The organism is Dactylosporangium cerinum, from assembly GCF_042653625.1.
Classification (GTDB): domain Bacteria; phylum Actinomycetota; class Actinomycetes; order Mycobacteriales; family Micromonosporaceae; genus Dactylosporangium; species Dactylosporangium cerinum.
Map to the genome: position 1 here is coordinate 14557 of NZ_JBHSIU010000085.1, position 22661 is coordinate 37217.

Genomic DNA, 22661 nt, shown 5'->3' on the forward strand with positions numbered 1-22661 from the left:
GCAGGGCATAGGTACGGCATGGCGCAGGACGACGAGAGCGGCCCCCAGCTCGACAACCCCCCGAGCCGGCTCTCGCAGCTCACCAAGCGCTCCTGGATCGACGTGCTCAAGCGCACGGTCAAGGAGTTCAACGACGACAACCTCACCGACTGGGCCGCCGCGCTGACCTACTACGGGGTGCTGTCCATCTTCCCCGGCATCCTCGTGCTGCTCGCCGTGTCCGGCATGCTGCTCACCGACACGACCCAGGACGCGGTCATCCGCAACGCCCAGGAGCTGTTCCCGAAGTCGGTCGCCGAGCCGGTGACCGGCGCCGTCGACGAGCTGAAGCAGGGCTCCGGCTCGGCCGGCTTCCTCGCCATCGTCGGCCTTCTCGGCGCGCTGTGGACCGCCTCCGGCTATGTCGGCGCCTTCATCCGCGCCGCCAACGCCATCTACGACGTTCCCGAGGGCCGCCCGATCTGGAAGGTCCTGCCGATCCGCCTCGGCGTCACCGTCGTCGTCGGCGTCCTGATCTCCGTCGCCGCGATGAGCATCGTCTTCACCGGCCGGTTCGCCGAGAAGGTCGGCGGCTGGATCGGGCTGTCGCAGCAGGCGGTGCAGATCTGGGACATCGCGAAGTGGCCGGTCCTGCTGCTGATCGTCCTGCTGATCCTCGCCGTGCTCTACTGGGCCTCCCCCAACGCCCGCCAGACCGGCTTCCGCTGGGTCACCCCGGGCGGCGGCCTGGCCGTGTTCATCTGGCTGGCCGCCTCCGCCGGCTTCGCGATCTACGTGTCGAACTTCAGCTCGTACAACAAGACCTACGGCACGCTGGGCGGCATCATCGCGTTCCTGGTCTGGCTGTGGATCTCCAACATCGCGATCCTGCTGGGCGCCGAGTTCGACGCCGAGCTCGAACGCGGCCGCGCCATCCAGGGCGGCATGCCGCAGGAGAAGGAGCCGTTCATCCCCCTGCGCGACGCCAGCAAGGTCAAGGACGACCGGGATCCGGACCTGAAGGCCACGGAGGACCGGGATCCGGACCTATGAGAACGACCGCGCGGCCGGGGTCAGGACGGCGCCGACCTGGTCGACGAGGCCGGTCATCTCGAACGCCACCTGGCTCACGTCGCAGCCCGGCTGGACCATCGTGGCCAGGCTGGCGAGGGTGCGGCCGTCGCCGAGGGTCATGACGAACAGCAGGCTGTGCCCCATCTGCACGATCGTGCGCAGGACCGGGCCGGCGTCGGTGCACGCGGAGACGCCCTGCGCCAGGGAGACCACGCCGGCGACCATCGCGGCGAGCTGGTCGGCGCGTTCGGGTGGCAGCTCGTCGGACGCCGCGACCAGCAGGCCGTCCCCGGAGACCGCGACCGTGTGACGGACGCCGGCAACACGTTCCGTGAAGCCGCTGAGCACACAGTCGAGCCCCGTGGGAGCTGTCATGACGTGGCATGTCCTTCCTGGTTCACCGGCACCGCCACGGCGTCGAAACGACCGATCGCGTGCTGGTAGGTCGACAGCAGGTCGCTGACGTCGTCGGGTTCGACCGGAGCGGAGACCGGAGCAGGGCCGGGAGCTGAGACAGGAGCGGGGCCGGGCTCGACGGTACGCCGCGGCGGGTCGCCGTCGAACGCCCGGGCCTCGACCGTGGGCCCGTCGGCCGTCACACCAGCCCGGACGGCCGGGAGCCGGCCGCCGTCCTTGCGTGGATGCGGGATGTCCATCGGCTCGGCCCCGGGCAGCGCGGGACTGCGTTCGAGCACCCGCGGCGGCAGGGGACGGGCCGAAACAGGCGGCACAACAGGCAGCGCCGACACGATCAGCGCGGGCGGCAGCCGTACCGCGGCCACCAGCCCTCCATGCGGCGACGACAGGATGGTGACGTCGAGCCCGTGCCGGGCGGCGAGCCGGGCCACGACGGTGAGCCCCGGCCGCGGGCCGAACGGGGCCGGATCGGTGAGCCGGCCGTTGAGCTCCTCGAGGCGGGCGGGGTCGACCCCGGGGCCATGGTCGGCGACGTGCATGACGGCACCGTCGCCGGTGTGCCGGGCCTCCACGACCACGGGCCGGTCGGCGGGCGAGTGCCTGGCGGCGTTGTCGAGCAGCTCCGCGAGCAGGTGCACGACCCCGTCGACGGCCGCCGGCTCGACCGCCACGTCGTCGTCGACCCGGCCGTACTCGACCCGCTGGTACGCCTCGATCTGCGACTGGGCGGCGCGCAGCACGTCGAGCAGCGGCACCGGGGCGGGGTGCTCGCGGGCGGTGCCGGCGCCGGCGAGGACGAGCAGGCTGTGATTGTCGTGACGGAGCAGGGTCGCCAGGTGGTCGACGGCGAAGAGCGCCGCGAGCCGGTCCGGGTCGGCCTCGTCGCGTTCGACGTCGTCGAGGCGCTCGAGGAGCGCGTCGGCGAGCCGGGCGGAGCGGCGGGCGAGGTCGGCATACGCGCCGCTCATGCCGGTGCGCAGCGCGGCCTGCTCGGCGGCCGCCCGGGCCGCCTCCCGCCGGACGGCGTTGAACGCCTCGGTGACCCGGCCGATCTCGTCCCGCCCACCGGCGGCGATCTCGGCGGCCGGCGCCTGCAGCAGGGCGCGCAGCCCGCGACGCTGGGACCGGCCGACGGCGACGGCGAGCCAGACCGCGGCGGCGGCCACCAGCAGGACGGCCGCGAGGCCGAGGATGATCGTGCGGTTCTGCCGGTCACGGGCGTCGGTGACGGCGGCGGCGTTGTCGGCGGCGACCCGGTCGGCGAGGTCGCGCAGGCCGTCGAGCTGGGTGAGGCTGGTCCGGGTCGCTTCGGTGGCGGTGGCCGGCACCGGCCCGGGCCGCTCGACATCCAGGGAGAGGCCGGCCAGCTGCGCGCGCCACGCCGGGGTGGCGGCCGCGGCGAACCGCTCGAACGCGCCCGCGGCGGCGGCCCGGTGGGCGACCACCTCGTCGCGCTCGGCCGGGGTCAGCTCCCCCGCCGCGACGGCGCGGAAGGTCCCCAGCTGGGCCAGGGCGAGCTCCTCCCGGGCCTCGGCGAGCCAGCCGGCGGCCCGGATCGCGGCGGCGACGGCCGGCGGCGCGGGACGCTCGGCGATGCCCTGCTGGAAGGCGACGAGGTCGGCGATCAGCTGCCGGTACCCGAGCAGCACCAGCTGCCCGGACGTGTCGGCCACCCGGGCGCGCAGCACGGCGAGCCCGTCCAGGCCGTCGACGGCCCGGGCCAGCGCGGCGCCGCCGTCGACGTGCGCGGCGGCGGCGCGGAACCGGGCGACGGCGGTGTCGGTGCCGGCGGCCTCGGTGGCGAACGCGTCGCGGGAGCCGTCTGCGCTGAGCAGCCGGGCCAGCGCGAGGCGCTCGCGTTGCAGGCCGTCGGTGACCCGGCCGGCCTCCGTGCCGGCGGCGACGGCGCCCCGCAGGTCGCCGATGCGGCCGCTCTGCGCGGCGTAGACGGACGCGGCGACGCCGGCGAGGCCGAGCAGCCCGGCGAGCGGCAGGACCAGGATGAGAGCGAGCTTCCCGGCGACGGGGATGTCGGCGATCGTCACCCCCCGACGTCGGCGGACCGGCGCAGCGTCGGCCACGACCCCCACCGCCTCCCTATTCGGCTTCCTCATGCGTACACCCTCTTGCGTTACGTGCGGAAGAGATAACTTCAGGTAGTCGCCCGAATTCCACGCATTGACGCGGTATGCGCTCGGCTTAAGCAAGAACAAAGACAAAGTTGAGTCGGACCCGCACCTGCTGGCTTGAATGCGAGATCACGCGCTCATTAGGGTTCAGGGATGCCTGAGCGGCTCTTCTCGGACGACACCCCCGCGTCCGATTCGCCCAAAAAGGTCAAGGGCGCCTTCTTCGCCGACTACACAGGCGAATTTCCGATGCCACGCGTCCTTGAGTCGCCGGCCGCGGACGACGGCGAGGCGCACACCGGTACACCTCCCGCCGCGAGGACCTCCAGAGGACCTGCACCCGCCTGGTTGCGCGCGGGACGGCCCGCGTTGCACGAGCTGATGCGCAACCGGCGCCAGGCGCTCATGGCCCTCGGCGGCGGCGCGGTCGCGATCGGCGGGCTCGGATCGGGCGCGGCCGTGATGCTCGGCCGGCCCGCCGATGACACCGACGACATGGTGAAGACCGGCCAGGGCGGCGGCAACGTCTCCCCGCGCGACGCCGGCTCGTTCTCCAACCGCGACTCCAGCTACACCAGCGGCCAGGGCGACCTCAACGACCTCGGCGCGACCGGGACCGCCGACTCGGCGTCCGCCGCCGCCGTCGCCGCGATGCGCGCCACGCCGCGCTTCCCGTCGCCGCTCAACCGCGACCCGGTCCTGCACCTGCTGCGACGCTGCACGTTCGGCCCGACGCAGGCCGACGTCGCCGCGGTCAAGGAGCTCGGCATCGACGGCTGGATCGACCAGCAGCTCGAACCGGACAAGATCCCCGACCCGGTCGCGGAAGCGGCGCTGAAGACCACGCCGACCGTCACCATGACCACCGCGGAGATCCGCGCGACGGTCAAGGAGGGCGACAACAAGGCGATGTACGACCTGACCAAGGCCGTCATCGCCCGGCAGGTCTGGAGCAACCGCCAGCTCTACGAGGTCATGGTCGACTTCTGGAACAACCACCTCAACATCACCAGCCCGTTCGACGGCGGCTGGGACACCCGCGTGCCGTACGACGTGAACGTCATCCGCAAGCACGCCCTGGGCAAGTTCTCCGACATGCTCATCGCCTCCGCCCGGGACCCGGCGATGATGCGCTACCTGGACAACACGTCCTCGGACAAGCGCAACGTCAACGAGAACTACGGCCGGGAGCTGCTGGAGCTGCACACCGTCGGCATCGACGGCGGCTACAACGAGAAGGACGTCCGCAACTCGGCGTACCTGATGACGGGCCGCACCGCGACCCGCGAGGGCGTGTTCAAGTACGAGCAGAACCGGCACTGGACCGGCGCGGTGAAGGTGCTGGGCTTCCAGCACGCCAACAAGTCCGCGAAGGACGGCCTGGCCGTCGGCGACGCGTACCTGCTGTACCTGGCGACGCACCCGTCGACCGCGAAGTACGTGGCGCGCAAGCTCGCGGTGCGCTTCGTCTGCGACACCCCGCCGCAGTCCCTCGTCGACCGGCTCGCGACCGCGTACCAGCAGAGCGGCTCGGCGATCGTGCCGGTGCTCAAGGTGCTGTTCCGGTCCCTGGAGTTCTGGATCGCGGCCGGGCTGAAGACCCGCCGGCCCCTGGAGAACTTCGTCGCCACCGCCCGGGTCGTGGGCACCAAGCCCGGCGCGGACACCGGCAAGGCCCTCGAGGACCTGTACAACTTCACCCGCAAGCTCGGCCAGGCGCCGCTGGGGTGGGAGCCGCCGGACGGCTACCCCGACGTCGCGAACGCCTGGAGCTCGGCGGCCGGGATGCTGGAGACCTGGAACTCGCACCGCGCCTTCCTGCAGCAGTCGTTCAAGGGGCTCAACAACCCGCGCGCCGACTCCCTCGTCACCCAGCCCGCCGCGACCATGGCGACCTACCTGGACGTGCTGTGCAACCGGCTGATCTTCCAGCCGATGCAGCCCGCCGAACGGGACGCGCTGATCAAGTTCCTCGGCGCGAAACCCGACACCCGGATCACCGACGCCAACCTCGGCGGGAAGCTGCCGAACCTGGCGCCACTGGTGCTCGACTCCGTCTACCACGCGCTGCGGTGAGGTCATGATTCCTTTGCCTGAAGGTGAACGCCGACCGGCTTCGCTTGAGGAGCTCCGCCGGCACGGGCCCAACCTGTGCGAGGCCGCGATCCGCGTCCACGCCGAGCAGGTCTCCGATGAGCTGGACGCCGAGCGCGACCGCTGGAGCAAGGGCTTCACCCGCCGCCGCCTGGTGCAGGGCGCCGGCTTCGTCGGCGTGGCCGCGCTCGGCGCGCAGCTGGTGACCAGCCGCGTCGCGTTCGCCGCGCCCGAGGACACCAAGGGCACGCTGGTCGTCATCTTCCTGCGCGGCGGCATGGACGGGCTGTCCGTGGTCGCGCCGGGCGACGACCCCAACTACCGCCAGATGCGGCCCAACATCGCGATCCCGATGGCGGCGCTGCTGCCCGCCGGCCGCGGCTTCGGGCTCAACCCGGCGATGACCGCGCTGTACCCCTTCTGGCAGGCCGGCAAGATGGCCGCCGTGCACGCGGTCGCCTCCCCCGACGCCAGCCGCAGCCACTTCCAGGCGCAGGACGCCCTCGAGCGGGGTGCGGCCTCCGTCGCGGTGCGCACCGGCTGGCTCGACCGGGTCCTCGCCCAGATGGGCCCCGGGACCACGTTCCGCGCCGTCGCGCAGGGCTCGGCGCTGCCGCGCTCCCTCGTCGGTGGCGAGCAGGCGATCGTGCTCAACGGCATCCGCGACTTCCGCATCGACAACGACGCGATGCGCAGCCAGACGATGGCCGCGCTGCAGACCCTCTACACAGGCCTCGACCACCCGCTCGCGGGCACCGCCGCCGGCACCATCCAGGCGATCAACACCGCGCAGAAGATCGCGAACTCGCAGTACCGCCCGGCGGAGGGCGTCCAGTACCCCGGCGGCGGCCTCGCCGACCGGCTGCGGGACATCGCGCAGCTCATGAAGGGCGGCGTCGGCCTGCGGGTCGCGGCGCTGGACGTCGGCGGCTGGGACATGCACACCAACCTCGGCAAGGTCGACGGCGGCGACATGCGCAACTCGCTGACCAACCTGTCCGAGGCGATCGGCGCCTTCGCCACCGACCTCGGCCCGCTGCTCGACAACACGACCATCATCACGATGAGCGAGTTCGGCCGGCGCGTCCAGGAGAACGGCAACGTCGGCGTCGACCACGGCCACGGCAACGCGATGCTGCTCCTCGGCGGCGGCCTCAACGGCGGCAAGGTCCACGGCAACTGGCCCGGCCTGTCCCCCGGCGCGCTCGACCAGGGTGACGTCGCGGGAGCCAACGACTACCGCGACATCCTCGCCGAGATGCTCAAGAAGCGCTTCAACGTCCAGGACTCGGCGGCCATCTTCCCCAACCACCAGTTCAAGACGCTGGGCGTGTTCAAAGGCTGATCTTTCGCCTACAGGCTGAAAACCGGGCCTGTCGTCGTCGACAGCGAGCACGCGTTGCCGTACGTCTTCTTGTAGTCGACCCGCTTGCCCTTCCACCGGCCGACGGCCGTGACGGTGACCGGGTCGTACTGCATCGTGCACGCGACCCCGGCCCCCTGCTGCAGCCGGCCGAAGTCGCCGCCGACCTTGGCGAGCGCCGAACACGCGTCGCGCGCCATCTTGTGCGAGCCGCCGGCGGGCCGGCACGTCAGCGACGCCCGCCGCTGCACCGGCTTCGTGCTCTCGCCCTTGGCGACCGTGAGCACGAGTTTCGTAGGATTGACGGGGGCCGCTGCCGCCGCCGCCGCTGTCGCTGTCTCCACGGCCGCGATCGCCGCCACCAGCATGGTGGCCGTCGCGACCAACCGTCCTGCACCCATTCCTGACCCCCGTTGCACCTGCTGAAATCGTGCGTAGCCTACACCTTAAACCTGGACATTTCGCATTTTTCCGTATTGTACGACCAGCGCCGCCCCGCCCCTTCGCCCCTACATCCGCGCGCAGTCCTGCCCGCACCCCGTCCACGGGTGATTGACGGGTGATTGACGGGTCGGGGCGAATTGCGGAGCGCGGTGCTCCCTGTTGATCGACGTCGAGGTCTAGGGTGCTAGCAGCGGATGCTCGGGAGGAGACTGCCGTGACCCTTGAGGCACAGGCGCAGAAGCTCGTCGCCGGCCTGGTGCGGGTCGCCGTCATGGCGCCCACGGACGCTCCCCCGGACGATCCGCCACCGCTGCCACCGCCGCACCGGCAGGTGATGCTGCTGCTCGGCCGGCGGGACCGTGAGTTCCGGCTGTCCGACCTCGCCGCCGAGCTCGGGTCGTCGGTCGCCGCGACCATGGCGATCGTGTCGCCGCTGATCGCCGAAGGGCTGGTCGAGATGCGGCCGGCGCCGTCGTACGCGGCGCACGACATGCGGGTCGCCGCGACCGAGCGTGGTCTTGCCCTGACCCCGGCGCCGTCCAACTGGGCGGAGACCGTGCTGGGCAAGGTCGAAGAACTGGACGAGCCCACCCAGGCGCGGCTGCTGCGGATGGTCACCACCAGGATCACCCAGCTGCAGCGCGAGGGGCGGATCCCGGTGAGCCGGATGTGCCTGTCATGTCGCTTCTTCGACGGGTACCGGCACCCCGGCACCGAGGCGCCGCACCACTGCTGGTTCGTCGACGCCCCGTTCGGTTACCGGGAGCTACGGCTGCACTGCCCTGACCACATTCAGGGCGGGGCGCCACCGCGCACCGGGTGAACGGGGCGGGATGCGCGCTGCGAGCGGCCGCGATCGCTCCTATGCTGTGGCGGATGAGCACGCTGGGAGCGCCATGTCGATGTCGGTAACGGTCAACGTCATGATGGACGGATCAACGGTGGTCTCCGTCCGGGGCGAGATCGACCACGGCACCGCCACCACGCTCCGTCAGGACCTCGTCGCCGCCGCCACCCAGCGCCGGCCGAGCGTGCTGCGGGTCGACCTGGGGCTCGTCACGTTCCTGGACTCGGCCGCGGTCGGCGCCATCGTCGGTGCCCAGCGGGAGGCCGGCGCCGAGGGTGTCCGCCTGGTCATCCACCGGGCCAGCCCGTTCGTGCTCCGGCAGCTGCGCATCGCGGGTGTCGACCAGCTGCTCGGCGCGCCCGCGGAGCCGGATCCCGACCACATCCCGTTCTGACCGCTCCGGCTAGTCGGTGGCGTTGACCGACGGGGCGGCGCCCGCCTGGGACGGCACGGTGTGGTCCCAGCGCTGCGGGGCCGGACGCACGTCGTCGTGGGGGAAGACCCACGTGCGATACGCCCACAGCCGGAACAGCATCGCCAGCGCGGTGCCCAGCACCATGCCGAAGCCGAAGTCGGAGATCTCCTCGGCCAGGGCGCTGACCGCCGGCTCCTGCAGTCCGAAGACATAGCGCGCGACGAACAGCGGCGCCGCGTTGACCGCGACGCCGATGCCGTTGATGATCAGGTAGAGCGCCAGCTCGTGATGGCGGCGCCGGCCACCCCTGGTCCGGAACGACCATTCGCGGTTGAGGAAGTACGACACGACCGACGCGACCACGTTCGCGATCGTGAGCGCGGTGACCGGTTTGTCCTCCAGCACGGTCAGCCGGAGCCCGTAGTTCACCAGGAGCGTGACGACGTAGCAGAAACCGCCGACGATCACGAACTTGACCGTCTCCCGATGGTCCCGCATCAGGCTTGCCACGGGGCGGGGTAGCCGGTTGAGGGTCCGGTCAGTGAGCCGCATCGGCCGGACTATACCCGGCAAACCTTGCGACACGCTTGACGCCTGCCACTCGTTCCCACCCTCGCGCTCAGCGCTGCCCGGTGCACACCGACGTGCCCGGGGTGAGCGCGACGGTGGCGTCGACAGGCCCGACGACCACGCAATACGCCACGGCCGGATCGACGCCCTTCACCACGTACGAGGTCGTCCCCGGCGGCACCTCCGCCAGCACGACCGCCGGCCCACCGGCCCGTGAAAGTGCCACAACGGCCTTGCTCTGCAGCCCCGTCCAGGTGACCGCGAGGGCGGTCCCGTCGTCGCGCAGCCGCAGGTCCCGCACCCGCACCGGCTCACCGCCCGCACCGCCACCACCCTGCCCGGCAGCCCCGGCAGCCCCTGCCGCCCCCGAAGCCCCGGCCGCACCCGAAGCCCCTGCGGCGCCGGACGGACCGGATGCGCCGGAAATGTCGGAAGCGCCGGAAGCGCCGGCGGAACTCGCGGCCCCAGCGGACCGGTCCGACGCGTCCCCGGACGGCCACAGGATCGACACCGCTGCGATGACCAGCGCCCCGACCACCAGCCCGGCCACCGCCTTGAGCGGCACCACGACCCGCCGCTCCCCCACGACCGGGGCCCGTCCGACCTCAGGATGACCCACGACGACCGGACCGGAAGCCACTTGCACCACGGCAGCGGCGCCTACGACCTCAGGAGGAGCCCCGACCGGCCCCCAGGACAGTACATCGTCATCGAGGTCCGAGCCGGATTCCAGGTCCAGGTCGGCATCCAGGTCCAGGTCGGGATCGAAGTCCAGGTCGGCATCGAGGTCCGGGTCCAGGTCGGCGTCCAGGTCGGCATCCAGGTCGACACCGACCGCGCCACGGTCGTCGCCGCCGGAATCAAACTCGGCGGGCGCATCCAGCCCGCCTGCCGGGCTCGACAGGCCGAACGGCGCCGCGGCCACCGGGGCAGCGAGCGCAGCCGTGGCAGCCGTGGCAGCCGGGGCGACCGGCGCGACCGGCGCGACCGGCGCGACCGGCGGCAGCAGCGAAGCGGGCATCGCCGGCTCGACCGCCGCCAGCTCCCACTCGACCGCCTTCGTCAACGGGTGCCGGTTGCCCAGCCGGGACCTCGCCGCCGCGTGCGCGAGCGTGAACAGCCGCCGCGACGCGGGCACGTTGCCGTCGGCGTGGTGCAGGGCGGCGAGTTCCGCGGCGATCCGGATGGTGTCGAGGTCGTCGGCGCCGTACTCGCGGCGGTGCACCACGTAGGCGGCATTGAGCATGGCCAGCGCGAGCGGGCGCTGACCGCGGTCGCGTTGCAGCAGGGCCAGGTTCACCCGGGTGAGCCGGATGACACGGGCCGCCTCAGCATCCGACTCGTCGACGCCGCTGTCCAGGACGCGGTGGTAGAGCGCCTCGGCCGCGTCCCACTCGTCATAGTCGTGGCGGACGGCGGCGAGGACGGCCCAGGCGTGCACCGTCGACACGTCCGAGGGCCCGTACGCGTGCTCGGCCTGGGCGGCGACGGCCTCGGCGAGGTCGTAGGCGGCGTCGAGGTCGCCGAGCTCGCGCAGCGCCTCGGCGAGCAGCCGGCGGGCGGTGAGCCGGTCGTCGGGCGGCAGGTCGGGCTCGTCGAGCAGGGCCCGGGCCTCCACCTGGGCGCCGTGCAGGTCCCAGTTGGCGACGAGGTCCTCGACGGCGGCGAGCCGGGCGCCGAAGCCGGGCCCGGGTGCCGGGACGAGACCCGCAGTGGTATCGACGCTAGTCACAGCCTTCCCTCCGCCCGAGAGCCTAGAGGGAACGGTGACGCAACGCCAGCCTTCGATCACGATGCGCGCAGATGGCGTCGGCTCCGGCAGCCTGCCACGTCGCTGCCGGAGCCGAGCCGTCCCGCGTTACCGCGTCGTATGCCGCGGGCGCCGCACACTGTGAAGGTTCGGCCGCGGGGCGTGGGCCTTGAGGGAATTCCAAGGTGCACCACCGGATTTCAGCTCAGCAGGCGGGTGTAGAGCCGCAGGTAGTCGGCGACCATGCGGTCGGCGGAGAAGCGGCTGACCGCGTGACCGCGGACCTGGTGCCGGTCGAGCTTGAGGGCGTCGTCGAGGACCTCGACGGCCTCGGCGACGGAGCCGGCGAGGTAGCCGGTGATGCCCTCGTCGACGACCTCGGGCATCGAGCCGAGCGGATACGCCACGACGGGCGTGCCGCAGGTCATCGCCTCGACGACGGACAGCCCGAACGGCTCCGCGAACCCGATCGGGTGCAGCAGCGCGGCGGCGGCGCCCAGGACGTCGGCGCGCTCGGCGGGGCCGATGTTGCCGAGGTACGCGACCTGGTCGCCGTCGATCTGGGGCAGGACCTCCTCGGCGTGGTACCGCTCGTCGTGCACCGGGCCGGCGATCAGCAGCCGCCGGCCGGCGGCGCGGGCGATCCGGATCGCCTCCGCGGTGCCCTTGTCGGGGTGGATCCGGCCGAAGGCGACGAGCGCGTCGCCCGGCGCGGCCTGGAACGGGAACTGCGTGACGTCGATGCCGTGGTAGATGGTGGCGGCGTAGTCGAGGCCGGGGCCGCGGTCGGCGTCGGAGATGGACACGAACGCGGAGCGGGCCCGCTGGTAGGCGGGGAGGATGGCCGGCGAGCAGAAGCCGTGCACGGTGGTGACGAGCGGCGCCGCGCAGAACCCGCTCATCGCGAGGGGCAGCCAGTCCAGGTTGTTGTGGACGAGGTCGAACTCGCCGCTGCGGTCGAAACAGTGCGCCACGTGCAGCGCTTCCCAGATCCTCCCGTCATAGGAGGTGTCCTCGTTGTACGGGCGCGCGACGACCCCGTCGAGCCGGGCGGCGGTGACCGAGTCGAGGCTGGCGAAGAGAGTGACGTCGACACCTTGCGCGACGAGCCCCTCGGCGAGCAGGGACACGATCTGTTCCCACGGCCCGTACGCGCGGGGCGGGGTCCGCCAGGCGATCGGCCCCAGCAGTGCGACCTTCATCGGCGCTTCCTACCCCTCGCTCGGCAGTCGAACCCGTCCATCTTCGCCCTGCTCAGTTACGCGGTCCCGCTGCCGATAGGCAGGTCAGCCGAATCAGCGACAAGGAGACCGATGACCGCATGGCGTTGGTATGCGGGACTGGGACTCGGCGCGGTGATCCTCGGCGCGCTCCTTCCGATCATGCCACGCCAGTTCCTGTATACGCTGGTCGGCGCGTCGACGGTGGTCGCGGTGGGCGTCGGGATGCGCCGCCACCGGCCCGCGCACCGCCGGACGTGGTGGCTGTTCGGCGCCGGTCTCGCCTGTTCCGTGCTGGGTGCCGGCGCGTGGGCGGTCGACTACGCGCTGACCGGTGAGGTCGGTTTCCCCTCGGTGAAGGACGCCCTGTTCCTGGCGGCGTACCCGTTCTTCGGCGGCGGGCTGGTCAGCTGGGTGCGCCGGGATCCCCGCCGGCCGCGCTGGGAGCGGCTCATCGACTCCGGCATCGTCGCGTCCGGGGTGGCGGCGCTGAGCTGGACGTTCATCGTGCATCCGGTGCTGTCCAGCGCCCGGTTCGACGGGCCGCACCGCACCAGCCACCTGACCTACGCGGTGATCGACCTCCTGCTGGTCGTGGTCACGACCCGGATGGCGTTCACCAGCAGCGTGCGCAACACCGCGCACCGGCTCGTCTGCGTGGCCGCCGCGACGCTCATCGCCGGTGACATCGTCTACTACGTCGCCCTCGCCTGGACCGGCGACGCGAAGGGCGACCGCGTGTCCGCGGCGCTGTACCTGTGCGCGTACGCGTTGCTCGGCACCGGCGCGCTGCACCCGTCGATGGCCGAGGCCGCCGGCCGGCTCGAACGCGCGCAGCAGGTGATCCCGCGGCACCGTATCTCCCTGTACTCGGTGCTGTCGCTGATCGGGCCGGTCATCGCGATCACGATGCTGCTGGCCGCCGACCCGCTGCCGTCGCGGTCGTGGGCCGTCGTGCCCCTGGCCACGTCGATCGTCACGTCGGTGCTGCTGATCGCCCGGTTGAGCCAGCTCGTCCAGTTCGCGAACCGGCGCGTCGAGGAGCTCGACGCGCACGCGCTCGCCCTCGGCGAGGCGCTGCGGGAACAGGAGGCGCTGCGGCAGCAGCTGACCCACCGGGCGCTGCACGACGCGCTGACCGGCCTGGGCAACCGCGCGCTGCTGCAGGAGCGGCTCGAGCACGCGTTGACCCGCACGAACGCGGCGCACGGCCTGCTGCTGCTGGATCTGGACGGGTTCAAGGACGTCAACGACTCGTTCGGGCATCCGGTCGGCGACGCGCTGCTGATGGAGGTCGCCGCCCGGCTGCTCGGTGAGGTCGACACCGCCGACACCCTGGTGCGCCTCGGCGGGGACGAGTTCGCCATCCTGCTGGAGGACGTGCCGGTGCTGCGGGTCAACGCGGTCGGGCAGGCGGTCGTCGACGCCCTCGCGCAGCCGTACGAGATCGGCGGGCGGGAGCTGAGCGTCACGACCAGCGTCGGCACCCTGGTGGTGCACGCCCCGGACACGCCGGCGGAGGCGCTGCGCAACGCGGACCTGGCCCTGTACGCGGCGAAGGCGGCCGGCAAGAACCGGCTCGCCGCCTACGAGCCCCGCCTGGCCAGCGAGCGGCACGAGCACATGCGCCTGGCGTCGGACCTGCGCCGGGCCGTCGCGAACGACGAGTTCATGGTCAACTACCAGCCGGTGGTGGACCTGTCCACGGGCCGGGTCACCGCCGTCGAGGCGTTGCTGCGCTGGAGTCCCGACGGCCGGCCGGTGCCGCCGCTGGACTTCATCCCCATCGCCGAGCAGTACGGCCTGATCGTCCCGATCGGTGCATGGGTGTTGCGGCAGGCGTGCCGCGACGTCCGACCGTGGCATGACCGGTTCGACATCTCCGTGACCGTCAACGTCTCCGGCCGCCAGCTACGCGAGCCGGACTTCGCGCAGACCGTCCTGTCCGCGCTGCGGGACGCGGACCTGCCGGGCAGCGCGCTGATCCTGGAGATCACCGAGACGGTCCTGGTGTCCTCGTCGACGGAGAACGACGACGTGACGGTCCTGTTGTCGGCGTTGCGCGAGGAGGGGGTACGGGTCGCCGTCGACGACTTCGGCACCGGGTACTCGTCCCTGGCGTACCTGCGGCACCTGCCGGTCGACATCCTGAAGATCGACCGGGCGTTCACCCCGGAGGGCGGGATGGCCGAGGAGATGGCCTTCACCCGCGCGATCGTCGAGCTCGGCAACAGCCTGCGCCTGTCGTCGATCGCGGAGGCGGTCGAGACGCCGGAGCAGGCGGAACGGCTGCGGGAGCTGGACTGCCCACAGGCGCAGGGATACCACTTCTCCCGCCCGCTGCCTGCCGAGGACCTGACCAAGGTGCTCAACGCCGGCAACGGCGTCCTGCACGGCATTCCCACTCCGGCCAGTACCTGAGGACGACACGCAGACGCCGGCCGGGGCGAGCCCCGGCCGGCGTCGAGCGACAGCGGAGACGCTTACCAGTCCTTCATCCACGGGAACTGGGCGTCGAGCCACTCGTTGAGCCGGGCGACCTGGTCGACGTCGCTGTCGAGCCAGCTGACCTGGCCGGTGAGGGCGAGGATCGCGAAGACCACGGCGGTGCCGCTGAACAGCACGCCCAGGGTGCCGGTGCCACGGCCGGCGACGTGCCGGCGGGCGCCGGCGATGATCCCGCCGAAGGACAGCAGCAGGCCGAGCGCGCCGAGCGGGAGCGCCCAGGTGGCGAGCAGGCCGGTGAGGGCGGTCGCGACGGCGACCACGCCGACGACGAGGCCGAGCGTTGACAGCAGGCTCGCGCGGGCCGGGCGGCCCGGCTCGACGACGGCAACGGCGTCGGTGTCGGAGGCGGTGTCGGGGGCGGGCTCACGGTCGATGACCGGCTTCATGGTCGTCGTGGGGGTCTCCCGGCGGTCGGCGATGCCGTCCCGGTCGGTGTCGCGGTCGGTGACCCCGGACAGGGGCGCGACGGCGGGGATCCGCTGGGTGCGGTCCGACGTGCGGAGCCGCTTCGACTCGACCCGGTCGTCGACACCGTCACCGTCCCGGTCGACCCGGTTGTCCAAGGTGCGGTCGACAACACCGTCGCGGTCACGGTCGACGCGCTGGTCGACGGTGCGGTCCTCGTCCCGGTCGTCGACACCGTCGTGGTCGCGGTCCACCACTGCGGCGTCCCGCTTGCCGAACAGCTGCCCGATGCGTGCCACGTGTGTTCACCTCCTGTGAAGCGCCCGGCCGCACACCCCGGGGGTGGGAGCGCGACGGATCGGGCGGATGTCGATGCGGGTACCCAACCTCGTCCCACCTCAATCGGGTGTCGTTCGTTTGGTGGGGGTATGCCCGGGTATCGCCGGTGACATGGAGCCTGAACTCACCCATGACGAGGTCGAAGCCCGGAGCCGGCTCGGCCGGTTCATCCCGCTTGCCAGCCTGCCGGGCGACCGCGACGACCTGGTGGCCGGCGCGACGGACCTCAACGCACCCGACGACGTCCTCGCCGAGCTGGAGCAACTGCCCGAGGACGAGCTGTTCGAGACGGTGAGCGAGGTGTGGGCGGCCCTGGGCCACCGCAACGAGGACGCCACCCGCCGCTGACGGCAAAGATCGCCGCTGATCGGGATCCTTGTGTACGCCACGCGCACGAAGCGCTAGCGTCCCACTGCGTGGAGTGCTACGTGCTGGGGCAGGTCAAGGTCATCGTCGGCGGCGTGCCCGTCGACCTCGGCGGGCCCCGGCAGCAGCTGATCGTGGCGGGCCTGCTGTTCCACGCGGGTCGCGCGGTCACCGTCCCGGACCTGGTGCAGCTGGTGTGGGACGACGACCCGCCGGCGACCGCCCGCAACCAGTTGCAGACCGCGGTGTACCGCATCCGCCGGCTCCTCGGCGCCGACGGCGCCTCCCTGCAGACAGACCCGGCCGGCTACCGGATCACGCTGCCGGAGGACCGGCTCGACCTGACCCGCTTCCAGGCCTTGTTGCAGCGGGCGCGCGCCGCGACGGACCCCGAGATCGCCGCCGTGCACTACCGGGCGGCCCTCGACGAGTGGCGTGACACCCCGTTCGCCGGGCTGCCCGGCTCCATGGTCGCGCGGTGGCGCGACTCGCTCGCCGAGCAGCGCTGGGCGACGGTCGAGGAGTGGGCCGAGACCCTGCTCGACCTGCGGCGGCCCCGGGAAGTGGTGGAACGGCTGGCGCCGCTGGTCGCCGGGGATCCCCTGCGGGAGCGGCTGACCGGTGTGCTGATGGCGGCGCTGCACCGCGAGGGCCGGCAGGCGGAGGCGCTGCAGCTGTTCCAGCGCACCGTTGTGGCCCTGCGCGAGGAGCTCGGCGTCGACCCCGGCCCGCGCCTGCGTGAGCTGCACCTGGAGGTGCTGCGCGGCACCGGGCCGGCGGGGGCCGGCGGGCCGCCCACGGCCAGCGCGCTGCCGCGGGTCGCCCGGCTGCGCGGCCGGGTGCAGGAGACGGACCGGCTGCTGCGAGCGGCCCACGGGGTGTACCGCGTGATCGTCGTGGACGGGATGGCCGGCGTCGGCAAGTCGGCGTTCGCCGTGTCCGCCGCGGAGGCGTTGCGGGAGGAGTACCCGGACGCGCAGTTGTTCGTGGATCTGCAGGGGCACAGTGAGGGCGCGCCGGTGGCCCCGGTCGATGCGCTCGGGCTGCTGCTCGCCCAGCTCGGTGAGCCGCCGCAGCGCATCCCCGACGACCTGCCCGGGCGGCAGGTCCTGTGGCGGCAGGCGCTGACCGGCCGGCGGGCCGTGGTGGTGGTGGACAACGTCGCGGGTGCGGAGCAGGTGCGGCCGTTGCTGCCGCCGGCGGATGCGGCGTGTGTGGTGTTGGTGACGAGCCGGACGCGGATCGGTCCGATCGACGGTGCGTTCCTGTTGAGTTTGGAGCCGTTGCCGGTCGGTGATGCGGTGTCGGTGTTGCGGGACGCGATCGGTGACCGGGTCGATGCGGAGCCGGCTGCGGCGGCCGAGGTGGTGGAGTTGTGTGGGCGGTTGCCTCTGGCGGTGCGGTTGATCGCGCATCGGTTGCAGCATCGGCCGCGGTGGAGTGTGTCGGCGATGGTGGGGCGGTTGCGGGCTGCGGATCCGCCGCCGATCGCGGTGTCTGCGGAGGGGCACAGTGTGGCGGCGGCGTTCGACGTGTCGTACCGGCAGTTGAGCGGTCTGGAGCAGCGGTGTTTCCGGTTGCTGGGGTTGCATCCGGCGGGTGAGTTCGAGGTGTGGCCGGTTGCCGCGCTGGCCGAGGTGCCGGTGCCGGTGGCGCGGGAACTGCTCGACCGGCTGGTGGAGGTGCACCTGCTGCAGGAGGATCAGCCCGGGCACTACCGGCTGCACGACCTGATGCGGGAGTTCGCCGGAACCCTGGTCACCGGTGCGGAACGCCCGGCCGCGCTGACCCGGCTGCTCGACTACTACCTGCACACCGCCGCGACCGTCAACGCCCACCTGGAGCTGCGGCCGCAGGACGCGCCGAGCTTCCCCGCCGACGCGTTCACCCGCCCGTTCGCCGGCGTGCGGGAAGGCGGGGCACGGGACGGCGGGGCACGGGAAGGTCTGGCCTGGATGCGGTCGGCGTGGCCGGCCCTCGTGGCGCTCGCCGACGACGCGCACCGCGCCGGCGCGCACCGGCACGCGGTGCAGTTGCACCGGATCCTGTGGCGGTTCGCGAACAAGGAGGGCCGCTCCGCGGTCGCCGAACGGCTCGGCCGGCAGGCGATCGCGTCGGCCCGCGTCCTCGGCGACGACGAGCTGATCGCGCAGGCATGCAAGTGGCACGCCGGCACGATGCTGCGCCTGTCCCGCCCCGCGGAGAGCGTCGAATACCTGCGCGAGGCCGCCGCCCACTACGCCGCGGCGGGAGTCACCGGCCAGCTCGGCGCCGTCGCGGTCAACCTCGGCGTGGTCTGCCGGGTCACCGGGCGGCTCGACGAGAGCCTGGCGCACCTGCGCACCGCCGAGACCGCCTGCCGTGCGTCCGGCGACATCAGCAGCCGGCTGCGGGGCGTGGCCGAAACGGGCGCGGTGCAGCTGCGGCTGGGCCGGCCCGAGCAGGCCCGCCTGGCGTTGCGGGAGGCGGTGATCAGCATGCACCAGCTCGGCGCGACGATGCAGGTGAGCCTGGCCTGGGCCGCGTCCGAGTTCGGCCGGGTCCATCTCGCGCTCGGGCATCCGCGCCTCGCGTTGCTGCTGCTGCGCCGGGCACTGCGGGTGAACATCGACGCCGGCAACGTGTCCGGCGCGGCGGAGACGCTCAGCTCGGTCGGCCGGGCGCACGCGGCCCTGGGCGACCTCGACGAGGCGCTGCGCTGCCAGCTCGAAGCATGCCAGCAGGTGCAGCACCTGACCGACCCGCACTTCGAGCTGGGCATCCGCAACGACCTGGGCACCACGCTCACGTTGCTCGGCCGCACCGACGAGGCGATCGCCGAGCACGATCGGGCGCTGCTGCTCACCGCGCAGACCGGGCAGCAGTACGAGCAGGCCCGGGCGCACACCGGTATCGCCGACGCGCTGCGCCGCGCCGGGCGGGACGACGCCGGCGAACGGGCCGATGCACGTGCCCTGTTCCGGGCGTGCGGGCTGAGCGACGCGGCCGCGACGCAGGCGTCAGAGCCGCCGCAGCAGCCGGTGCTCCTCGACCACCGGCACTGACAGGGTCTTGTAGCCGACGTTGTCGAACAGCACCGTCATCTGCTCACCCGCGTAGGACAGCACCACGCCCTTGCCCCACTCGCCGTGGCGGACCTCGCTGTGGATCGGGAACGGCACGTCCCCGGCCGCGTCGAGACCGGCCTGCGCGCTGCCGTCGAGGCAGTTGTCGCAGTGCCCGCAGGTGCCGTCGAGGTGCTCGCCGAAGTAGGCGAGCAGGGCCTGACCGCGGCACAGCTCCGTCTCGGCGAAGTTGCGCATCATGTCCAGCCGGGACCGCGACACCGTCTGCTGCTTCTCCGCCTGCGCCTCGGCCAGCTCGGCGGACTTCGCCGGGGTCGGCGCCCAGCGGGGCGCCTTGACCTTGCTGCCGTGCAGCAGTTGTGCGCCGCCGACCTCCTCCAGGAGGCTCAGCAGCTGGCCGAGCTTGCGGGCGCCGAGGCCGGTGCGCTCCTCCAGCTCGTCGCGGGTGATCGGGTCGGGCGCGACCGAGCGCAGCAGCGCCGCGAGGGAGCTGACCTCCTCGCGGTCGACCGAGACGTTTGTGAAGAACTTCCGCAGCCCGGTGTCCTCGGTGCGGTGCAGCAGGAGCACCTGCGCCGGCTGCCCGTCCCGGCCGGCCCGGCCGATCTCCTGCAGGTAGGAGTCGGGCGAGTCGGGCAGGGCGATGTGGTTCACCCACCGGATGTTGGGTTTGTCGATGCCCATGCCGAACGCGGTCGTCGCGACCATGATCTCGACCTCGTCGGCGAGGAATGCCTCGTGGGCGCGTTCGCGGTCGCCGGCGCTCATGCCGCCGTGGTACGCGACGGCGGGCATGCCCTCCTCGACGAGCCGCTCGGCGAGCTCCTCGGTCGCGCGCCGGGTCGGCGCGTAGATGATGCCCGGCGGCGTGGATTCCTTCAGCCGGGCCAGCAGCCGCCGCCAGCGGGTCTGCTCGTCGGGGCAGTGCACCGACTCCAGGAACAGGTTGGGCCGGTCGAGACCGGTCACGACGATCTCCGGGTCGCGCATCCCGAGCCGCTCGACGATGTCGTCGCGGACCGGCGGCGACGCGGTCGCGGTCAGGGCGACGATCGGCGGCCGGCCCAGCTCCCGGATGAACTGTCCCAGCTGCAGGTAGTCGGGCCGGAAGTCGTGCCCCCACGCGGAGACGCAGTGCGCCTCGTCGACCGCGACGAGGCTCGGCTTCAGGGCCTTGATCTGCGCGACGCGGGCCGGGTCGGCGAACTGCTCCGGGGTCAGGAACACGAACTCGGCGTCGCCGGCCCGCAGCGCCTCCAGGGCCTCCGCGCGCTCGGCCTTGCCCTCGGCGGAGGACAGCCGCACCGCCTGCAGCGACGCCTGGTTGCGGGCGGTCAGCGACGCGATCTGATCCTGCTGCAGCGCCAGCAGCGGCGAGATGACGATCGTCGGGCCCGGCAGCAGCGGCGCCGGCACCTGGTAGATGGCGGACTTGCCGGCGCCGGTCGGCAGCACCGCCAGGGCGTCGCGCCCGGCCATCAGCGCCGCCATGGCCTTCACCTGCTCGTCGCGCAGGCGGTCCCAGCCGAAGCGTTCCTTCGCGATGCGCCGCAGGTCGTCCGTCATGCCGCTCTTACTACCATCCCTCGATCCGTCTGGTAGGACGGAGGGTATGCCTATCGAAACGCAAGGCGTGGTCGCGCTGGGCAAGGGCCAGCCTGTCAGCCTCGAAACCGTCATCGTCCCCGACCCCGGCCCCGGCGAGGCGGTGGTGGAGGTCCAGGCGTGCGGGGTCTGCCACACCGACCTGCACTACCGCGAGGGCGGCATCGGCGAGGACTTCCCGTATCTGCTCGGCCACGAGGCGGCGGGGATCGTCTCGGCCGTCGGGCCGGGCGTCACCGACGTCGCGCCGGGCGACTTCGTCGTGCTCAACTGGCGGGCCGTCTGCGGGCAGTGCCGGGCCTGCCTGCGCGGGCGTCCCTGGTACTGCTTCAACACGCACAACGCCAAGCAGAAGATGACCCTGGCCGACGGCACGCCGCTGTCGCCGGCGCTGGGCATCGGTGCGTTCCTCAAGTACACCCTGGTCGCCGCCGGGCAGTGCACGAAGGTCGACCCGCGGGCGTCGGCGAGCGTCGCGGGGCTGCTCGGCTGCGGCGTCATGGCGGGCATCGGCGCCGCGCTGAACACCGGCAACGTGGGCCGCGGCGACACGGTCGCGGTCTTCGGCTGCGGCGGGGTCGGCGACGCGGCGATCGTCGGGTCGGTCCTCGCCGGCGCGAGCAAGGTCATCGCGATCGACGTCGACGTCCGCAAGCTTGCCTGGGCGCAGGAGTTCGGGGCGACGCACGTCGTCAACTCACGCGAGACCGACCCGGTCGAGGCGGTCCGGGCGCTGACCGGGGGCTTCGGCGCCGACGTCGTCATCGAGGCGGTCGGGCTGCCGCAGGTGTACGAGCAGGCCTTCTACGCCCGTGATCTGGCCGGGACGGTCGTCCTGGTCGGGGTGCCGCGCCCCGACATGCAGCTGACCCTGCCGTTCCTGGAGGTGTTCGGCCGGGGCGGTGCGCTCAAGTCCAGCTGGTACGGCGACTGCCTGCCCTCCCGGGACTTCCCGCTGCTCATCGACCTGCACCTGCAGGGCCGGCTGCCGCTGGACCGCTTCGTCAGCGCCACCGGCACCCTGTCCGACGTGGAGGCGGCCTTCCACGAGATGGAGGCGGGATCGGTGTTGCGCACGGTCATCGTCCTGTAACGAACATAACGGGATGTACCGGTCAACGACTTGTCGCCGATAGTCTCCCGATATATCGTCGAACTGTCGGCGACAGTCGTCGACAGTTCGATGACAGGAGAACGATCATGCGATCACGACACGGAGCAATGCTCTTTGACGCAGGTGCCTGGCACCGTGGCTTCGGCGGCTTCATCCCGCCCTTCCCGCCCGGTGGGCGCGGGCCATGGGGACCCGGGCACGGCCGCGGCGCGGGCCGGGGCGGCGGCTGGGGCGGCAAGGGCACGGGCCGGGGCGGACGCCCCAACGTGCGCCTCGCCGTCCTCGCGCTGCTGCACGAGCGCCCCATGCACGGCTACGAGATGATCCAGGAGCTCGAGTCCCGCACCGGCGGCATCTGGCGACCGAGCCCCGGCTCGATCTACCCGACGCTGCAGCTGCTGGAGGACGAGGGTCTCATCACCGCGGAGGAGACAGGCGGCCGCAAGCGCTTCGTCCTCACCGACACCGGCCGGCCCGAGGCGGAGGCCGCCGCGCAGAACGCCCCCTGGCAGGAGTACGGCGACGAGAACGTCTCCCAGGCCCAGGAGTTCCGCGACGCCGCCGTCGGCATCATGGACGCCCTGCGCCAGGTCGGCTTCAACGGCACCGCGGAGCAGCGGACCCAGGCCCTCGAGGTGCTGACCGAGACGCGCCGCAAGCTGTACGCCATCCTCGCCGACTGATGCCCGACCGGAGCCCGGCCGACGCCCATGTCAGGGCACGGTCACCACGTGGGTCAGGCCCGCCGCACGAGCGGCGGCCTGCCCACTGAGGCCACACGCCCGGAACAGGGCGTGCGCCGTGTTCCGCTGGTCGGCGACGGTGACGACCCGCCCGGCGTGGAACAGCAGACCGGCCACGATCAGCTGCTGCCTGGGCCCACCAAGGTCGACGGGCACGTCGCCGACGCGCACCTCGACCGGTCCGAGCACACCGAACTGCACGTCTGGGGACGGT

The 22661-nt window shown here is 72.4% G+C and carries 19 protein-coding genes; 10 read left to right on the forward strand and 9 right to left on the reverse strand.

Annotated elements, in window-relative coordinates; all coding sequences use genetic code 11:
• The first annotated feature begins 18 nt into the window (after positions 1-18).
• The gene (locus tag ACFPIJ_RS48355; protein WP_380126263.1) at positions 19-1032 is read left to right on the forward strand and encodes a YihY/virulence factor BrkB family protein; all 1014 of its coding nucleotides are present in this window, start codon (positions 19-21) and stop codon (positions 1030-1032) included.
• Here ACFPIJ_RS48355 and ACFPIJ_RS48360 read toward each other — a convergent pair.
• On the reverse strand, positions 1027-1428 hold the full coding sequence (locus tag ACFPIJ_RS48360; RefSeq protein WP_380126264.1) for a roadblock/LC7 domain-containing protein: 402 nt from the start codon (positions 1426-1428) through the stop codon (positions 1027-1029). The genes ACFPIJ_RS48355 and ACFPIJ_RS48360 overlap by 6 nt on opposite strands.
• Positions 1425-3584: a sensor histidine kinase gene (locus ACFPIJ_RS48365; protein ID WP_380126265.1), complete on the reverse strand. Its 2160-nt coding sequence runs from the start codon at positions 3582-3584 to the stop codon at positions 1425-1427. The genes ACFPIJ_RS48360 and ACFPIJ_RS48365 overlap by 4 nt, the downstream gene beginning before the upstream one ends.
• A gap of 168 nt (positions 3585-3752) precedes the next feature.
• On the opposite strand from ACFPIJ_RS48365, the gene ACFPIJ_RS48370 reads away from it, so the two are divergent.
• Both ACFPIJ_RS48370 and ACFPIJ_RS48375 read left to right on the forward strand, forming a co-directional pair.
• Positions 3753-5675: a DUF1800 domain-containing protein gene (locus ACFPIJ_RS48370; protein WP_380126266.1), complete on the forward strand. Its 1923-nt coding sequence runs from the start codon at positions 3753-3755 to the stop codon at positions 5673-5675.
• A 4-nt stretch (positions 5676-5679) separates the two neighbouring features.
• On the forward strand, positions 5680-7038 hold the full coding sequence (locus ACFPIJ_RS48375) for a DUF1501 domain-containing protein (protein ID WP_380126267.1): 1359 nt from the start codon (positions 5680-5682) through the stop codon (positions 7036-7038).
• An 8-nt stretch (positions 7039-7046) separates the two neighbouring features.
• Here ACFPIJ_RS48375 and ACFPIJ_RS48380 read toward each other — a convergent pair whose 3' ends face one another.
• Entirely contained in the window at positions 7047-7457 is a 411-nt protein-coding gene (locus ACFPIJ_RS48380) for a subtilase-type protease inhibitor (protein WP_380126268.1), read from the reverse strand.
• Positions 7458-7714: 257 nt separating this feature from the next.
• On the opposite strand from ACFPIJ_RS48380, the gene ACFPIJ_RS48385 reads away from it, so the two are divergent.
• Both ACFPIJ_RS48385 and ACFPIJ_RS48390 read left to right on the forward strand, forming a co-directional pair.
• Complete coding sequence (locus tag ACFPIJ_RS48385; protein ID WP_380126269.1) at positions 7715-8323, forward strand: hypothetical protein; 609 nt, start codon at positions 7715-7717, stop codon at positions 8321-8323.
• 79 nt (positions 8324-8402) lie between these two features.
• A complete protein-coding gene (locus ACFPIJ_RS48390; protein WP_380126375.1) occupies positions 8403-8741 on the forward strand; it encodes an STAS domain-containing protein in 339 nt (112 codons plus the stop codon).
• Between the two features lie 9 nt (positions 8742-8750).
• On the opposite strand, the gene ACFPIJ_RS48395 is transcribed toward ACFPIJ_RS48390, so the two are convergent.
• The 3 genes from ACFPIJ_RS48395 to ACFPIJ_RS48405 all read right to left on the reverse strand — a co-directional run bounded on the left by ACFPIJ_RS48395 (position 8751) and on the right by ACFPIJ_RS48405 (position 12284).
• Entirely contained in the window at positions 8751-9314 is a 564-nt protein-coding gene (locus ACFPIJ_RS48395) for a GtrA family protein (RefSeq protein WP_380126270.1), read from the reverse strand.
• Between the two features lie 67 nt (positions 9315-9381).
• Positions 9382-11064: a tetratricopeptide repeat protein gene (locus ACFPIJ_RS48400; RefSeq protein ID WP_380126271.1), complete on the reverse strand. Its 1683-nt coding sequence runs from the start codon at positions 11062-11064 to the stop codon at positions 9382-9384.
• Between the two features lie 218 nt (positions 11065-11282).
• Positions 11283-12284, reverse strand: a complete 1002-nt coding sequence (locus ACFPIJ_RS48405; RefSeq protein ID WP_380126272.1) for a glycosyltransferase family 4 protein — start codon at positions 12282-12284, stop codon at positions 11283-11285.
• Between the two features lie 111 nt (positions 12285-12395).
• On the opposite strand from ACFPIJ_RS48405, the gene ACFPIJ_RS48410 reads away from it, so the two are divergent.
• Entirely contained in the window at positions 12396-14723 is a 2328-nt protein-coding gene (locus ACFPIJ_RS48410; RefSeq protein WP_380126273.1) for an EAL domain-containing protein, read from the forward strand.
• Positions 14724-14785: 62 nt separating this feature from the next.
• Here ACFPIJ_RS48410 and ACFPIJ_RS48415 read toward each other — a convergent pair whose 3' ends face one another.
• Entirely contained in the window at positions 14786-15514 is a 729-nt protein-coding gene (locus tag ACFPIJ_RS48415) for a hypothetical protein (RefSeq protein WP_380126274.1), read from the reverse strand.
• Between the two features lie 67 nt (positions 15515-15581).
• Between ACFPIJ_RS48415 and ACFPIJ_RS48420 the strand changes: the two genes are divergently transcribed.
• Together ACFPIJ_RS48420 and ACFPIJ_RS48425 are read left to right on the forward strand one after the other, a co-directional pair.
• Positions 15582-15902 carry a DUF2795 domain-containing protein gene (locus ACFPIJ_RS48420; protein ID WP_380126275.1) on the forward strand — a complete coding sequence of 107 codons (321 nt, stop codon included), beginning with the start codon at positions 15582-15584 and terminating at the stop codon, positions 15900-15902.
• A gap of 68 nt (positions 15903-15970) precedes the next feature.
• Positions 15971-18964: an AfsR/SARP family transcriptional regulator gene (locus ACFPIJ_RS48425; RefSeq protein WP_380126276.1), complete on the forward strand. Its 2994-nt coding sequence runs from the start codon at positions 15971-15973 to the stop codon at positions 18962-18964.
• On the opposite strand, the gene ACFPIJ_RS48430 is transcribed toward ACFPIJ_RS48425, so the two are convergent.
• Positions 18920-20551, reverse strand: coding sequence for a RecQ family ATP-dependent DNA helicase (locus tag ACFPIJ_RS48430; protein WP_380126277.1), 1632 nt, complete (start codon positions 20549-20551; stop codon positions 18920-18922). The two genes, ACFPIJ_RS48425 and ACFPIJ_RS48430, sit on opposite strands and share 45 nt — an antisense overlap.
• A 46-nt stretch (positions 20552-20597) precedes the next feature.
• Here ACFPIJ_RS48430 and ACFPIJ_RS48435 point away from each other — a divergent pair, with 46 nt between their 5' ends.
• The gene (locus ACFPIJ_RS48435) at positions 20598-21683 is read left to right on the forward strand and encodes an S-(hydroxymethyl)mycothiol dehydrogenase (RefSeq protein WP_380126278.1); all 1086 of its coding nucleotides are present in this window, start codon (positions 20598-20600) and stop codon (positions 21681-21683) included.
• A 128-nt stretch (positions 21684-21811) separates the two neighbouring features.
• Entirely contained in the window at positions 21812-22387 is a 576-nt protein-coding gene (locus tag ACFPIJ_RS48440; RefSeq protein WP_203854319.1) for a PadR family transcriptional regulator, read from the forward strand.
• Positions 22388-22417: 30 nt separating this feature from the next.
• On the opposite strand, the gene ACFPIJ_RS48445 is transcribed toward ACFPIJ_RS48440, so the two are convergent.
• Positions 22418-22648, reverse strand: coding sequence for a hypothetical protein (locus tag ACFPIJ_RS48445; RefSeq protein ID WP_380126279.1), 231 nt, complete (start codon positions 22646-22648; stop codon positions 22418-22420).
• Positions 22649-22661: the final 13 nt, after the last annotated feature.

Bases quoted from the DNA above. Each gene is read 5' to 3' on its own strand.
- ACFPIJ_RS48355 (WP_380126263.1), top strand. From the start codon at position 19: ATGGCGCAGGACGACGAGAGCGGCCCCCAGCTCGACAACCCCCCGAGC.
- ACFPIJ_RS48360 (WP_380126264.1), bottom strand. From the start codon at position 1,428: ATGACAGCTCCCACGGGGCTCGACTGTGTGCTCAGCGGCTTCACGGAA.
- ACFPIJ_RS48365 (WP_380126265.1), bottom strand. From the start codon at position 3,584: ATGAGGAAGCCGAATAGGGAGGCGGTGGGGGTCGTGGCCGACGCTGCG.
- ACFPIJ_RS48370 (WP_380126266.1), top strand. From the start codon at position 3,753: ATGCCTGAGCGGCTCTTCTCGGACGACACCCCCGCGTCCGATTCGCCC.
- ACFPIJ_RS48375 (WP_380126267.1), top strand. From the start codon at position 5,680: ATGATTCCTTTGCCTGAAGGTGAACGCCGACCGGCTTCGCTTGAGGAG.
- ACFPIJ_RS48380 (WP_380126268.1), bottom strand. From the start codon at position 7,457: ATGGGTGCAGGACGGTTGGTCGCGACGGCCACCATGCTGGTGGCGGCG.
- ACFPIJ_RS48390 (WP_380126375.1), top strand. From the start codon at position 8,403: ATGTCGGTAACGGTCAACGTCATGATGGACGGATCAACGGTGGTCTCC.
- ACFPIJ_RS48395 (WP_380126270.1), bottom strand. From the start codon at position 9,314: ATGCGGCTCACTGACCGGACCCTCAACCGGCTACCCCGCCCCGTGGCA.
- ACFPIJ_RS48405 (WP_380126272.1), bottom strand. From the start codon at position 12,284: ATGAAGGTCGCACTGCTGGGGCCGATCGCCTGGCGGACCCCGCCCCGC.
- ACFPIJ_RS48410 (WP_380126273.1), top strand. From the start codon at position 12,396: ATGACCGCATGGCGTTGGTATGCGGGACTGGGACTCGGCGCGGTGATC.
- ACFPIJ_RS48420 (WP_380126275.1), top strand. From the start codon at position 15,582: ATGTCGATGCGGGTACCCAACCTCGTCCCACCTCAATCGGGTGTCGTT.
- ACFPIJ_RS48430 (WP_380126277.1), bottom strand. From the start codon at position 20,551: ATGACGGACGACCTGCGGCGCATCGCGAAGGAACGCTTCGGCTGGGAC.
- ACFPIJ_RS48435 (WP_380126278.1), top strand. From the start codon at position 20,598: ATGCCTATCGAAACGCAAGGCGTGGTCGCGCTGGGCAAGGGCCAGCCT.
- ACFPIJ_RS48440 (WP_203854319.1), top strand. From the start codon at position 21,812: ATGCTCTTTGACGCAGGTGCCTGGCACCGTGGCTTCGGCGGCTTCATC.